Source organism: Streptomyces sp. NPDC023723, assembly GCF_040639815.1.
GTDB lineage: Bacteria > Actinomycetota > Actinomycetes > Streptomycetales > Streptomycetaceae > Streptomyces.
On sequence record NZ_JBFAAP010000059.1, the window covers coordinates 1 to 13,157 of the forward strand.

Annotated in this window: 13 protein-coding genes and 2 pseudogenes; 9 read left to right on the forward strand and 6 right to left on the reverse strand. The window is 73.2% G+C overall.

Going from position 1 to position 13,157, the window contains the following annotated elements:
- The 4 genes and pseudogenes from AB0G32_RS34655 to AB0G32_RS34670 all read left to right on the forward strand — a co-directional run.
- Window positions 1–199: pseudogene (locus AB0G32_RS34655) on the forward strand (energy-coupling factor transporter transmembrane protein EcfT); the annotation flags it as partial.
- Complete coding sequence (locus AB0G32_RS34660; protein WP_361172805.1) at window positions 196–1,866, forward strand: ATP-binding cassette domain-containing protein; 1,671 nt, start codon at window positions 196–198, stop codon at window positions 1,864–1,866. The pseudogene AB0G32_RS34655 and the gene AB0G32_RS34660, both read left to right, overlap by 4 nt.
- Window positions 1,863–2,660, forward strand: a complete 798-nt coding sequence (locus tag AB0G32_RS34665; RefSeq protein ID WP_361172808.1) for an ECF transporter S component — start codon at window positions 1,863–1,865, stop codon at window positions 2,658–2,660. Before AB0G32_RS34660 ends, AB0G32_RS34665 begins: the two co-directional genes overlap by 4 nt.
- Before the next feature lie 82 nt (window positions 2,661–2,742).
- Window positions 2,743–4,266, forward strand: coding sequence for an alpha-1,2-mannosidase (locus AB0G32_RS34670; protein WP_361172811.1), 1,524 nt, complete (start codon window positions 2,743–2,745; stop codon window positions 4,264–4,266).
- Between the two features lie 12 nt (window positions 4,267–4,278).
- Here AB0G32_RS34670 and AB0G32_RS34675 read toward each other — a convergent pair whose 3' ends face one another.
- Window positions 4,279–4,674, reverse strand: coding sequence for an ATP-binding protein (locus AB0G32_RS34675; protein WP_361172814.1), 396 nt, complete (start codon window positions 4,672–4,674; stop codon window positions 4,279–4,281).
- A 91-nt stretch (window positions 4,675–4,765) separates the two neighbouring features.
- On the opposite strand from AB0G32_RS34675, the gene AB0G32_RS34680 reads away from it, so the two are divergent.
- Together AB0G32_RS34680 and AB0G32_RS34685 are read left to right on the forward strand one after the other, a co-directional pair.
- Entirely contained in the window at window positions 4,766–5,599 is an 834-nt protein-coding gene (locus tag AB0G32_RS34680) for a helix-turn-helix transcriptional regulator (protein ID WP_361172817.1), read from the forward strand.
- A complete protein-coding gene (locus tag AB0G32_RS34685; RefSeq protein WP_361172820.1) occupies window positions 5,574–5,897 on the forward strand; it encodes a DUF397 domain-containing protein in 324 nt (107 codons plus the stop codon). Before AB0G32_RS34680 ends, AB0G32_RS34685 begins: the two co-directional genes overlap by 26 nt.
- Here AB0G32_RS34685 and AB0G32_RS34690 read toward each other — a convergent pair.
- Window positions 5,883–6,335 carry an ABC transporter permease gene (locus AB0G32_RS34690; protein ID WP_361172823.1) on the reverse strand — a complete coding sequence of 151 codons (453 nt, stop codon included), beginning with the start codon at window positions 6,333–6,335 and terminating at the stop codon, window positions 5,883–5,885. The genes AB0G32_RS34685 and AB0G32_RS34690 overlap by 15 nt on opposite strands.
- Before the next feature lie 197 nt (window positions 6,336–6,532).
- Here AB0G32_RS34690 and AB0G32_RS34695 point away from each other — a divergent pair.
- Both AB0G32_RS34695 and nadE read left to right on the forward strand, forming a co-directional pair.
- Window positions 6,533–6,643 (forward strand): annotated as a pseudogene (locus tag AB0G32_RS34695) (DNA-binding response regulator); the annotation flags it as partial.
- 57 nt (window positions 6,644–6,700) lie between these two features.
- On the forward strand, window positions 6,701–7,537 hold the full coding sequence (nadE, locus tag AB0G32_RS34700; protein WP_361172826.1) for an ammonia-dependent NAD(+) synthetase: 837 nt from the start codon (window positions 6,701–6,703) through the stop codon (window positions 7,535–7,537).
- Window positions 7,538–7,549: 12 nt separating this feature from the next.
- Here the strand turns inward: nadE and AB0G32_RS34705 are convergent, their stop codons facing one another.
- A complete protein-coding gene (locus tag AB0G32_RS34705; RefSeq protein WP_361172829.1) occupies window positions 7,550–9,595 on the reverse strand; it encodes a bifunctional glycosyltransferase 87/phosphatase PAP2 family protein in 2,046 nt (681 codons plus the stop codon).
- Window positions 9,596–9,997: 402 nt separating this feature from the next.
- On the opposite strand from AB0G32_RS34705, the gene proP reads away from it, so the two are divergent.
- Window positions 9,998–11,338: a glycine betaine/L-proline transporter ProP gene (gene proP, locus AB0G32_RS34710; protein ID WP_361172832.1), complete on the forward strand. Its 1,341-nt coding sequence runs from the start codon at window positions 9,998–10,000 to the stop codon at window positions 11,336–11,338.
- Window positions 11,339–11,408: 70 nt separating this feature from the next.
- Here the strand turns inward: proP and AB0G32_RS34715 are convergent, their stop codons facing one another.
- From AB0G32_RS34715 to AB0G32_RS34725, 3 genes are all read right to left on the reverse strand, one after another.
- The gene (locus AB0G32_RS34715) at window positions 11,409–11,801 is read right to left on the reverse strand and encodes a hypothetical protein (protein WP_361172835.1); all 393 of its coding nucleotides are present in this window, start codon (window positions 11,799–11,801) and stop codon (window positions 11,409–11,411) included.
- A gap of 147 nt (window positions 11,802–11,948) precedes the next feature.
- Complete coding sequence (locus tag AB0G32_RS34720; RefSeq protein WP_361172838.1) at window positions 11,949–12,497, reverse strand: hypothetical protein; 549 nt, start codon at window positions 12,495–12,497, stop codon at window positions 11,949–11,951.
- Between the two features lie 5 nt (window positions 12,498–12,502).
- Window positions 12,503–13,156: a hypothetical protein gene (locus AB0G32_RS34725; protein WP_361172841.1), complete on the reverse strand. Its 654-nt coding sequence runs from the start codon at window positions 13,154–13,156 to the stop codon at window positions 12,503–12,505.
- Window position 13,157 lies beyond the last annotated feature (1 nt).

Below are 13,157 nucleotides of genomic sequence, written 5' to 3' on the forward strand. Positions count from 1 at the left end.
GGCCTGGCTGGTCGCCGGGTCGGGCGCGGCGGTCGCGGGCGGCCTGGCGCTGGCCGCCGCCCGGGACCCGGCGGCGCTGCACCCGGGCGTGGTCCCGCTCACCGCCCCGGTGCTCCCGCTCTGGCCGGCGGCGGCCGGTCTGCTCGGGCTGCTGCCCGCCTTCGTCACCCGCGCGCCCCGAGCCGAGGAACCGTCGTGATCCGCTTCGAGAACGTCTCCGTGACCTACGACGGGCTGGCCGAACCGACCGTGCGCGGCGTGGACTTCGAGATCCCGGAGGGTGAACTGGCGCTGCTCGCCGGTCCGTCCGGCGTCGGCAAGTCCACCGTGCTGGGCGCGGTCGGCGGTCTGGTCCCGCACTTCACCGGCGGCACCCTGCGCGGCCGGGTCACGGTGGCCGGCCGCGACACCCGCACCCACAAGCCGCGCGAACTGGCCGACGTGGTCGGCACGGTCGGCCAGGACCCGCTGTCCCACTTCGTCACGGACACCGTCGAGGACGAACTCGCCTACGGCATGGAGTGCCTCGGCCTGCCCCCGGCCGTGATGCGCCGCCGGGTGGAGGAGACCCTCGACCTGCTGGGGCTGGCTCCGCTGCGGGCGCGGCCGATCGCCACCCTCTCCGGCGGCCAGCAGCAGCGGGTGGCGATCGGCTCGGTGCTCACCGCGCACCCGTCGGTCCTGGTGCTGGACGAGCCGACGTCCGCGCTGGACCCGGCCGCCGCCGAGGAGGTCCTCGCGGTGCTGCAACGCCTCGTGCACGACCTCGGCACCACGGTGCTGCTGGCCGAGCACCGCCTGGAGCGGGTCGTGCAGTACTCCGACCTGGTGGTGCTGCTGCCCGAGCCGGGCGCGCCGCCGGTGCTCGGCACCCCGGCCGAGGTGATGGCTATCTCCCCGGTGTGCCCGCCGGTGGTGGAGCTGGGCCGGCTGGCGGGCTGGGCGCCGTTGCCGCTGACGGTCCGCGACGCCCGCCGCCGGGCCGCCCCGCTGCGGGAGCGCCTGGCCGGCCTCCCGGCCCCGGCGCCCGTCCCGTCGACCACCGCCCTCCCGTCCCCGCGCCCGGCACCCGCCGCCCGCCGGCGCCGCCGGCCGGTCGCCGCCGACCCGTCTCCGCATGCCGCCGAGGTTCACGGTCTGACCGTCCGCCGGGGTCACCGCACCGCCCTGCGCGCCGTCGATCTCACCGTCTCGCCCGGCGAGACCATCGCCCTGATGGGCCGCAACGGGGCCGGGAAGTCCACGCTGCTGGGCGCGCTGGTCGGCCTGGTGCAGCCGAGCGCCGGGACGGTCACCACCGGGGGCGCGGTGCCGCACCGCACCGCCCCGCGCGAACTGGTCCGCCGGGTCGGCCTGGTCCCGCAGGAGCCCCGCGACCTGCTGTACGCCGACACGGTGGCCGCCGAGTGCCGGGCCGCCGACCGGGACGCGGCCGCGCCGCCCGGTACCTGCCGGGCGCTGCTGTCGGACCTGCTGCCCGGCGTGGCGGACCACACCCACCCGCGTGACCTCTCCGAGGGCCAGCGTCTCACCCTGGCCCTGGCGGTGGTGCTGACCGCCCGCCCGCCGCTGCTCCTGCTGGACGAGCCGACCCGCGGCCTGGACTACGCCGCCAAGTCCCGCCTGGTGACCATGCTGCGCGCGCTGACCGCCGAGGGCGACGCGATCGTGCTGGCCACCCATGACGTGGAACTCGCCGCCGAACTGGCCCACCGGGTGGTCCTGCTGGCCGAGGGCGAGGTGATCGCCGACGGTCCGACGACGGAGGTGGCGGTCTCCTCCCCGTCCTTCGCCCCGCAGGTCGCCAAGGTGCTGGCGCCGCAGCAGTGGCTGACGATCGCGCAGGTGCGAAAGGCCCTGGCATGACCCGCGCCGTCCGGCTCGGCCCGCGTTCCGTCGCCACGCTGGTGCTGGTCAGCGCGGTGGGTCTGGCGGCCATCGGCTGGCCCTTCCTGGCCCCGCCCGAGGCGGCGGTCAACGCCCACGCGCAGGACGCGCCGTGGCTGTTCGCGGGCGTCCTGGTGCTGCTGGTGGCGGTGGTCGCGGCGACCGTCTCGGAGTCCGGGCTCGGCCCGAAGGCGGTCGCGATGCTCGGCGTCCTGGCGGCGACGGGCGCGGCACTGCGGCCGCTGGGCGCCGGGACCGCCGGTCTGGAGCCGATGTTCTTCCTGATGGTGCTCAGCGGCCGGGTGCTCGGCCCCGGCTTCGGTTTCGTCCTGGGCTCGGTGACGATGTTCGCCTCCGCGCTGCTCACCGGCGGGGTCGGCCCGTGGCTGCCGTTCCAGATGCTGTCGATGGGCTGGTTCACGATGGGTGCGGGCCTGCTGCCGTTCCCCGACCGGCTGCGCGGCCGCACCGAGTTGTGCCTGCTCGCCGGGTACGGCTTCCTGGCCGCGTTCGCCTACGGCGGGTTCATGAACGCGGCCGGCTGGCCGTTCCTGGACCCCGACGGCTCGGACATCGCCCCCGACCCGGGCGCCGGCCTCGCCGGCAACCTGGCCCGCTTCACGGCGTACTGCCTGGCCACGTCCCTGGGCTGGGACACCGGCCGGGCGCTGATGACGGTGGTCCTGACGCTGGCCCTCGGGACGCCGGTGCTGAAGGCGCTGCGCCGGGCCACCCGCCGGGCGGCGTTCGAGACCCCGGTGACCTTCGACTGAGCGGCCGGACGACGGCCGGGAGACGGCCGGGAGACGGCCGGGAGACGGCCGGCTGTCGGACCCTGCCACTAAGGTCCCCGCCATGGGATTTGATGTTACCTACGCCGACTTCTCCGTCGATCCGGCTCCGCTGGCGAACGCCGCCGTCAGCTACGACGGGGCCCGGTTCGCCGGGTCTCACGTGGCGGTGGGCGCGGGCGGGACCGTGACGCTGGACTTCGAGGTGGCAGACCCGCGGGACGTCCCGCAGGCGACGCTCACCATCACCGCCCTCGTCTCCAAGCTCGGCTCCGAACTCGGCCACGCCCCCATGGACGTACTCCTCCAGGGCGAGCCACTGGTCACGGACCTCACCGTGCCCGGCGGTGGTGACCTGCCGCAGGACAACGTCCTCGCCGTACCCGGGCACCTGCTCAAACCCGGCACCAACACCCTGGAGATACGCTCCTCGGCCAAGGCCGCCAGCATGCTCTGGCTGTACCGGATCACCCTGGACCCGGTCTGGGAGCGCGGCCGTTCGGAGCGCGCCCGCACGGCGGCGGCGGCCCGCGACTCGGTCTTCGCCTACCGTACGGAACTCCGCCCCGCCCACTCCCCCTCCGGCCCCTGGCGGGCGGCCCCGCGCCTGCTCTTCCACGTCGACCGCGGCGAGCACTCGCGGCCCGCGCAGCTCGGCTGGCGGACGGCGGACGGCGCCGAGGCCGCCATCAGCTTCCAGTCGAGCATGTCCGACTTCCACGGCTGCTACCAAGTGCCGGACGGGACGACGTACGAGTACCGGGGGCGCCTGAGCGACCGCCGGCCGTTCTCGGACGACGTCCAGAACCTCTCGGCGGCCCCGCTGCACCGCTTCCGCACGGAGGAGGGCTGGGGCGGCCGGTGGCACACCTCCGGCGAACTCCGGCTGCTGGTCGACGACGGCGCGGCGGCCGTCGAGCGGGTGACCTGGCGCGACCAGCGGGGCAACTCCGGTGTGGCGGTGCTGCACGCCGCGTCCCACGAGGCCGAGGTGACGGCCGTCGAGGCGAGCGACGAGTTCGAGGAGGCGGAGGAGTGGGCCGGCAACCTCCTGGCGGACCAGCGTTCCAAGTGGCTGAGCGGTGAAGACACCGCCTGGCTGGACTTCACCCTCGCCCGTCCCACCGCCGTCGGGTCGTACTCCCTGATGTCGGCGAACGACTGCCCCGAACGCGACCCCCGTGACTGGACCCTGTACGGCTCCCGCGACGGCGACACCTGGCTGCCGCTGGACACCCGCGGCGGCGAGACGTTCACCGGGCGCTTCGAGACCAGGGAGTTCCACCTCCGGGCCAGTGCCCCGGCCTGCCGGCACTACCGTCTCGACATCACCCGCAACGCCGGCGGGACCGAGACCCAGCTCGCCCGGGTCCGCTTCGCCGAGGCGGCCACCGGGCCGGTGTTCACCGGCTACTACCAGCGGTACAACGAGGGCCCCATCGGCTACCGCGGCACACCGGCCGCCCCCTCCGCCGCCGCCCTGCCCGCGGCTCCCCGCGTCGCCGCGGAGCTGGAGGCCGCCGTCGCGAGCCTGGCCGAGACCGCCCAGAGCCTCGCCGCGCTGGCCGCGAACCTGCGCAAGCACTGACCTCCGGGCCGGTCAGCCGGAGTCGCACTCGAACCACACCGTCTTGCCCTCCCCCGGCCCCGGCGCCACCCCCCACTTGTCGGCCACCGCCTCAAGCAGCACCAGCCCCCGCCCGCCCTCCGCGTCGTCCGCCACGCACGTGGCCCGCACGGGGTAGCGGGGGCACCCGTCCGCCACCTCCACCCGCACGCCGCCCGTCCGCCGCGCCAGCAGCACCGTGCAGCGGCGGTCCGGGACATGGCGTACGACGTTGGCGAGCAGCTCGGTGACGCCGAGTTCGACGGTGTCGCTCAGCGCGGGCATGTCCCACTGCGTCAGGTACGAGCGGACGATCCGCCGCACATGCCGGGCCGCGTGCGCGCCGACGGTGAGGCGCAGTGTGTACACCTGGGCAAAGTCATCGTTCACGGCACAAGCGTGGCGTTCGGCGACTACGGTGGGCTACCGATCGGATACAACCGGTCCCCGTGTGGACCGAGTTGCGCGAAGGGGGCTCTGCGTGACCCACATCAACGTCCTCGACCCGGGCGCATCGCCGCTCGACTACTACGGCTACGAGTTGCGCCGCTACCGGGAGGCCGCCGGCCTGACCCAGAAACAACTCGGCGCGATCGTCAACTACACCGGCTCACTGATCGGCCAGATCGAGACGGCCAGGAAACTGCCAACGGTTGATTTCAGCGAGCGGGTGGACGCGGCGCTGGGGACGGACGGTTTGCTGTCCCGCCTGGTCGTGCTGGTGCTGCGCAGCCAGCTTCCGTCGTGGTTTCAACAGGTGGCCGAGTTGGAGGCGCGGGCCGTCGAGCTTTGTGCCTTTCAGACGCACATGGTCCACGGTCTCCTCCAGACCGATGCCTACGTCCGGGCCGTGCTCGGCGCGTTCGACCCCACCGACCTCGACGACCGCACCGCCGTCCGGCTCGCTCGCCAGCGCATCTTCAAGAAGGCACAGCCTCCGGTCTTCTGGACGGTGATCAGCGAGGCCGCGCTGCACCTGGAGATCGGCGATCGGGAGACGATGCGCGGCCAACTGGCGCACCTGTTGGTGTTCGAGCACGATCCCCGGATCAACGTCCAGGTGCTGCCGTTCTCGGCGGGCGCGCACGCGGGACTCCAAGGCTCATTCAACCTCTACCGCTTCGTGGACGACCCAACCATCCTCTACACGGAGGGATATGGCAGCGGGCATCCAACCGCCAATCCGGACACCGTCAAGGACGGTTCACTCCGTTACGATCATCTCCGAGCCGCCGCGCTCTCCATCAAGGACTCGGCGGAACTGATCCGCCGGGTAATGGAGGAACGCTATGCCGTCGAGGATCGAGTGGCGTAAGTCCAGCTTCAGCGGCGACCAGGGCGGCGAATGCGTGGAGTGCGCGCCGCTCGGGCCGCTCGCCTGGCGCAAGTCGTCGTACAGCGGTGACCAGGGCGGCGACTGCGTCGAATGCGCGCCGCTCGGACCGCTCGCGTGGCGCAAGTCGTCGCACAGCGGCGACCAGGGCGGCAACTGCGTAGAGGTCGCCGAAATCACCGCCGCCATAGCCGTCCGGGACTCCAAGGCCCCGGAGAAGCCCGCGCTGCACCTGTCCCCCGTCGCCTTCACCACGTTCCTCCGCTCACTCCGTCCGTAGCGCCGTCGCCGTCCGCGTACCGGCGGCCCACGTCGCCGGAAGCAGCGCGCCCAGCGCGGCGATGGCGATTCCGGCCAGGGCCAGCAGGAGCAACTGGCCGGCGTCGTAGACGTCGAGGACCACCGGTGGCAGGCCGGTGCCCACCGCCGCGCCCATCTTCGGGAGGACGAAGCCGTGCAGGGCGTACCCCACCGGTACGCCCACCGCACCGCCGAGGACACCGATCCCCGTCACCGAGGCGAGTACGAGGCCCACCGTCTGCCTCGGTGACATGCCCAGCGCCTTGCACACGCCCAGGTCGTGCACGCGTTCCCGGGTGTCCAGGACCACCGAGTTGAGCACCCCGAGACCCGCGACGGACGCCAGCAGCAAGGACAGCAGCGCCGCCAGGGTATTCAGCAGGACGACGATGTTGTCCCGCTCGGTGGGGCCGTACACGGTCGCGTCACCGCCGGCACGCCCTCGTCCGGCTGGACCCGGTAGACCTGGGGCAGGGCGGCCGGGAAGTCGCCGAGGGCGGCGTGCAGGTGGGTGCCCTCGCCCGAGGTGTCGAAGGACTCGCCGACGATGTGACCGGAGATCAGCGCGTAGGCGCCGGCGCGTGAGTCGCCCTCGTAGAGCGTGACCCGCACGGTGCGGGCGCCAGCGGCTTCCTGCTCAAGGACGTCACACCGGAGCACCTGGTGGCCGCCGTACGGCTGGTGCGGGCCGGTGACGCGCTGCTCGCCCCCGCCATCACCCGCCGCGGACACCAGCTCCTGACCACCGCGTTTCGTCCGAACCCCGGTGGATACAGTGCGTTGATGCAGAACCTACGCAAGCAGATCGTGACGGAACTCGGCGTCCAGCCGACCATCGTGCCCGCCGACGAGATCCGGCGGCGGGTCGGTTTCCTCAAGGACTACCTGCGGTCGACCCCCGCCAAGGGGTTCGTCCTCGGGATCAGCGGCGGGCAGGACAGCACGCTGACCGGGAAGCTGTGCCAGCTCGCCGCCGAGGAGCTGCGCGCCGAGGGGCACGACGCCACCTTCGTCGCGGTGCGGCTGCCCTACGGGGTGCAGGCCGACGAGGACGACGCCCGGATCGCGCTGGACTTCATCCGGCCCGACCGGTCGGTCGCCGTCAACGTCAAGCCGGGCGCGGACGCCGTCGCCGGTGAGGCGGGGGCCGCCCTCCAGGAGCTGACCGGCGAGGACCGGCTGCGGGACTTCGTACGCGGCAACCTCAAGGCCCGTGAGCGGATGGTGATCCAGTACGCGATCGCCGGCCAGCTCGGCCTGGTCGTCGTCGGCACCGACCACGCGGCCGAGGCGGTGACCGGCTTCTTCACCAAGTACGGCGACGGCGGCGTCGACCTGACCCCGCTCACCGGTCTCACCAAGCGGCAGGGCGCCGCCCTGCTGAAGGAACTGGACGCACCGGCCTCCACCTGGCAGAAGGTGCCGACGGCCGACCTGGAGGACGACCGGCCCGCGCTGCCCGACGAGGAGGCGCTCGGGCTGAAGTACGCCGAGATCGACGCCTATCTGGAGGGCGAGGACGTCCCGGCCGAGGTGGCGGCGAAGGTGGAGTCGGTGTATCTCGCCACCCGGCACAAGCGGACCGTGCCGGTCACGCCGCTCGACGACTGGTGGCGCTGACCGGCGCCCTGGTCAGCTCGGGGCGGGGTCCTTCTCCGCCTCCCGCACCACGGCCGTCGCGGTGGGGGTGACCGTCCGGGCCCGCGGGCCCTGGAACAGGTACGTCAGGCCGAAACCGGCGGCCACCACCGCCGCGCCGCCGACCGCGTCCAGCACCCAGTGGTTGCCGGTCGCGACGATCGCGGACACCGTGAACAGGGGGTGGAGGAGGCCGAGCGCCTTCATCCACCCCTTCGGCGCGATGATCGCGATCGCCAGGCCGCACCACAGCGACCAGCCGAAGTGCAGCGACGGCATGGCCGCGTACTGGTTGGTCAGCGAGGTCAGCGTGCCGTAGTCGGGCCGGGTGAAGTCCTGCACGCCGTGCACCGTGTCGATGATGCCGAGGGCCGGCATCAGACGCGGCGGGGCCAGCGGGTACAGCCAGAACCCGACCAGGGCGAGCAGCGTGGCGAAGCCGAGCGAGGCGCGGGCCCAGCGGTAGTCGACCGGGCGGCGCCAGTACAGGACGCCGAGGACGGTGAGCGGCACGATGAAGTGGAACGACGTGTAGTAGAAGTCGAAGAAGCCGCGCAGCCAGTCGACCTTCACGACGGCGTGGTTGACCGCGTGCTCGATGTCGATGTGCAGGAAGCGCTCGATGTCGTGGATCTGGTGGCCGTGTTCCTCGGCGTTGACCCGGCCGCCGGAGATGGTGCCGCCGGTCGCCGCGAGCCGGACCTGTGAGTAGGCGGCGTAGGTCACCCGGATCAGCAGCAGTTCCAGCAGGAGGTTCGGGCGGGTGAGGACCCGGCGCAGGAACGGCAGCAGAGGGACCCGCTTGAAGCGGGTGGGGACGGGGGCGGCGTACTCGGTGGGGACGGGCGTCTGGAAGTACGGGGACGTACGCAGCAGGAACGGTACGGCGGTGGCGGCGGCGACGGCCGCGAGGAGGACGAGGTTGTCGCGGAGGGCGGCGAGGGCGCCCATGTTGGGCAGCATCATCTTCGCCGGGAGGGTCATGACGAGGATGACGGCGACCGGCCAGACGTACCGGTCGGAGGCGCGCCTGCCGACCCGGCCGACGACCGCGAGCAGCACCCACAGCAGCTGGTGCTGCCAGGTGGTGGGTGAGATGGCGACGGCCGCGCAGCCGGTGACGGCGACGGCGAGCAGGAGCTGGCCGTCGTGGGCGTAGCGCACGGCGCGGCGCAGGCCGAGGACGGCGACGGCGGCGCCGAGGACGACGAAGAGGACGATCTCCAGCGGGCCGCTGAGGCCGAACCGCAGCAGGGCGCCGTGCAGGGACTGGTTGGCGAGGTCGTCGGCGGCGCCGCCGAGACCGACGCCGGCCATGTGGTGCACCCAGTAGGTGTAGGAGTCGTGAGCCATCGCCGCCCAGGCGAGCGCGGTGCAGGTGGCGAAGGTGACGGCGGTGGTGCCGGCCGCGCGGCGGCGGCCGGTGAACCACAGCAGCGGTACGAACAGCAGCACGGTCGGCTGGAAGGCGGCGGCGACGCCGATCAGCAGGCCGCCGGCCCGTTCCCCGCGGACGGCCAGGCAGCCGAGGAGCACGAGCAGCACCGGGACGATGCTGGTCTGGCCGAGCCAGAGGGTGTTGCGGACCGGGAGGGAGAGCATCAGCAGGCTGACCGCGACCGGCGCGGCGAGCAGCGCGGTGCGGCGGCCGACCGGGCGGGGCAGGGCGCGGGCGGCGACCAGGCCGAGCGCCACCACCAGCAGCAGCGTGCCGAAGGTCCAGCCCCAGCCGAGGGCCTGCTCGGCGGCGCGGGTGAGGGGCTTGAGGACCAGTCCGGCGAAGGGGGTGCCGGTGAATCTGGTCGAGTCGTACAGGGACCCCTCGACGTGCAGGACCCCTTGCGGGCCCACCCAGGTCTCCAGGTCGGTCAGGCGCTCGCCGCGCGGGGTGCCGAGCACCACCGCGAGCTGCCGTACGGCGAGGACGGCGGCGACCAGCCACAGTCCCGCGCGTGCCAGGTGCAGGCGTGCCCTGGTGGCTCCGGCGGCTGTCGCCCCGAAGACCTCCGCCGGTCGCCCACCGTGTTCCGCATTCGCCACGCCTCGTCGGCCTCCCGCCCCGTTCGTCCCACGCGTCCCGCGCATGGGTTCCTTTGCGAACCTTATGAGGCTCGCACCACCCCCGGAGAGAGACGCAGGCAACCCCGTCTTCACCTGACGGCCGCTCTCCTTTTGTCCGGATGACGATAGTGGCGTCGCGGTTCGAACGCCTCCTCGACGAGCGACAAAGATCACAGCGGGGGGTGGTGGGGAACCGCCCGTGGCCGGGAGGCATCCCTGCGTGGACGCGGTTTTGGTGCACTCTGCAATGAATTGGGCACGGCAGGTGACGGCGGCTTGAGCACCTATGGTCGATTTTCGGCCCGTGTTCTCGGCCCGTGTCCTGTCCCCGATGAAAGGTAGGCGAGCGAAGCCTTGTCGGCCGCCACTGCTCCGTCCCTCGTGAAGACGCCGGTCCGGCCGCTGCCGCCGGACACCACCGTGACCGACCCCGCGCTCGTGCGGCGGGCCGTCAAGGCGGCGGCGCTCGGCAACGCGATGGAGTGGTTCGACTTCGGTGTCTACAGCTACATCGCGGTGACGCTGGGCAAGGTCTTCTTCCCGTCGGGCAATCCGACCGCGCAGCTGCTGTCGACGTTCGGCGCGTTCGCGGCGGCGTTCCTGGTGCGACCGCTGGGCGGCATGGTCTTCGGGCCGCTGGGCGACCGGGTGGGGCGGCAGAAGATCCTCGCGCTGACGATGATCCTGATGGCGGCGGGCACCTTCGCGATCGGGCTGATCCCGTCGTACGGGTCGATCGGGGTGTGGGCGCCGGTGCTGCTGCTGGTGGCCCGGCTGGTGCAGGGGTTCTCGACCGGGGGCGAGTACGCGGGGGCGTCCACGTTCATCGCGGAGTACGCGCCGGACAAGCGGCGCGGGTTCCTGGGGAGCTGGCTGGAGTTCGGGACGCTGGCGGGGTACATCGGCGGGGCGGGGCTGGTGACCCTGCTGACCGCGCTGCTGTCGGACGGTGACCTGACGTCCTGGGGCTGGCGGATTCCGTTCCTGGTCGCGGGGCCGATGGGGCTCATCGGGCTGTTCCTGCGGATGCGGCTGGAGGAGACGCCGGCGTTCGCGGCCCAGGTGGCGAAGTCGGAGGCGGCACGGCCGCGGGTGCCGCTGCGGGAGATGATCACCGGGCAGTGGCGGGCGCTGCTGCTGTGCGTCGGTCTGGTGCTGGTCTTCAACGTCACCGACTACATGCTGCTGTCGTACATGCCGAGCTATCTGACCAGTGAGCTGGCGTACGACGAGACGCACGGGCTGCTGGTGGTGCTGGCCGTGATGGCGCTGATGATGATCGTCCAGCCGTTCGCGGGGGCGCTGACCGACCGGGTCGGCCGCCGCCCGGTGATCGCGGCGGGCTGCGCGGGCTTCCTGCTGCTGTCCGTCCCGGCCCTGCTGCTGATCCGCGAGGGCAGTCTGCTGGCGGTGGGACTGGGCATGGCCGCGCTGGGGCTGCTGCTGGTGTGCTTCACGGCGGCGATGCCGGCCGCGCTGCCGGCGCTGTTCCCGACGCGGGTGCGGTACGGGTCGCTGTCCATCGGCTTCAACGTGTCGGTGTCCCTGTTCGGCGGGACGACGCCGCTGGTGGTGACGGCGCTGATCGGGGCGACCGGGAATCTGATGATGCCCGCGTACTACATGATGGCGGCGGCTGTGGTGGGCGGCGTGGCGGTGTGGTTCATGACGGAGTCGGCGGGGCGTCCGCTGCCGGGGTCCGGGCCGTCCGTGGAACGGTGACGGTGCCTGCGGCGCCTGTGCGGGTGCGGGTACGTCCCTGCGTAACCGCGGGCGCCGCCCCGCCCGGTCGTCACGCCTCGTGGTAGAAGCCGACGTTCACGCTGCGCGGCTCGGCCCGGTCCTGGACGACGACCTCGCCGCTGCCGCCCCGCGGCAGCGGCACCGTACCGCCGTAAGCGACGGCCGAGGTCCGGCCGTCCACCGTCAGCCGGACCTCGGCCGACGGGTCGGGCTGCGAGCCGCGCAGCCAGGTCAGCTGCCAAGTGCCGTCGGGCCCGCAGCGGAACTCCAGATGGACCCGGGAGACGAACAGCCAGTCGTCCGGCGTCGCCAGCCGGCACACGGCCCCGTCCCGGCCCACCCGCAGCACCGCACCCGGCTCGCTGGGCGCGTCCGCCATCCGCATACCGGCCGTCGCACCCGCGTCCGCCGCGGCGACGGCGGCCATGGTGAGTTCGAGCACGTGCCCTCCTCCTGACGTCCGGATGACCGGCCCCCAGGCTAGAGCCTGCCACGCGCGGCCGCCCACGCCGCTCCGCCCGGCCCTCCCCCACAGCGGTGGCGGGAGGGCCGGGCGGAGCGGCCGGAGCCGGGTACGGCGTACGGCCTCCTACAGACGCATCAGGCTCTCCGACAGCTCCCGGTAGTCCCGCAGGGCCAGCCGGAGCTGCTCGGTGTCGGCGGCCGTCGCCGCCTTCTTGTCCGTGTCGGTGGACTGCCAGGACGCGCGCAGCGTGCGCCGGCGGCGGGTCACCGCGTCGGTGAAGCGGGTGGTGATCTCCTCCAGGACCCGGTCGGCCTCCTCCACGGCGGCCCGGGGGCCGTCGACGAATCCGGAGACCGCGTGGTGCAGCCGTTCCTCCAGCTTCCCGCACTCCTCGTGCGGGAGGAGGGAGGTGTCCGGACGAGGGGTGGGAGGCTGGGTGGCGGTCGCCCGGGTGGCGGTGGCGGCGGCCCGGGTGCCTTCGGTGCGCAGCCGCGGGGTGGCCTCGGCGTGCGCGCCGACACCGTGGTCGGCGCGGGCGCCGGGCGGCGGCGTCTCCGGGTCCGGGGTCGCACCGGTGCCCAGGGCCGTCTCGCCGCGGGCGTCGGCGTCGGGTGCGTGGTGCTGACCGCGCTCGGCGGGGGCGCCGCCGGTCGACCGGCTCACATCGGACATGTGGCTCAACTCTCCTTCGGATGACGGCGGTTCAGGGCGGCCCTGGGCTGGTGGTTCTTGCGGGCCGCCATTCGGTCGTCGTGGTGGTCACGGTGCTCGGTGTCGCGGCCCTGGTGCATCAGCTTCTCGAACAGGGCGCGGGCCTCGACCATGGCCTCCCGCATCCGCTCGGTGCCGGCGCCGTCGTCCGCGTGCGTGCCGTCGGCCGCCGCGTGGTGCACGCGCCGGTAGCCCTCGACGTGGTGGGCGTGGTGCACGGACAGCGCCGCGAGCTGTTCCTCGTAGCGGCCGCCGTCCGGGAAGCCGCGGGCGCCGGCCAGCTCGGAGAGCAGCCGGTCGGCCTCGGCGACCGCCTCGCGGGGCGAGTCGACGAACCGCTCCTGCGCGGCCGTCCAGCGCGCCTCGAACCGATCGCGCTCGGCCGGCTCCAGGGGCTTGGCGCGCAGCGAACCGTGGCGCTCCACGCGCTCGGCCAGTTCGCGTTCGGCCGCCTTCGTGTCGCCGTCGTGCCGGGCGACGGTGCGGTCGTACTCGGGCCCGAAGCGCCGCTTCAGGCTCCCGCCGTGCCGCGGGCCCCGGGCGCGCAGGGTCAGGACGGCCGCGACGATCAGTACGGCCGCCACAATCACGATCAGAGCGATGATCACGCCTGTGGACATG

Coding starts and splice junctions, on each gene's coding strand:
- nadE (WP_361172826.1), top strand. CDS start 6,701: ATGCAGAACCTACGCAAGCAGATCGTGACGGAACTCGGCGTCCAGCCG.
- AB0G32_RS34670 (WP_361172811.1), top strand. CDS start 2,743: ATGGGATTTGATGTTACCTACGCCGACTTCTCCGTCGATCCGGCTCCG.
- AB0G32_RS34725 (WP_361172841.1), bottom strand. CDS start 13,156: ATGTCCACAGGCGTGATCATCGCTCTGATCGTGATTGTGGCGGCCGTA.
- AB0G32_RS34685 (WP_361172820.1), top strand. CDS start 5,574: ATGCCGTCGAGGATCGAGTGGCGTAAGTCCAGCTTCAGCGGCGACCAG.
- AB0G32_RS34665 (WP_361172808.1), top strand. CDS start 1,863: ATGACCCGCGCCGTCCGGCTCGGCCCGCGTTCCGTCGCCACGCTGGTG.
- AB0G32_RS34720 (WP_361172838.1), bottom strand. CDS start 12,497: ATGTCCGATGTGAGCCGGTCGACCGGCGGCGCCCCCGCCGAGCGCGGT.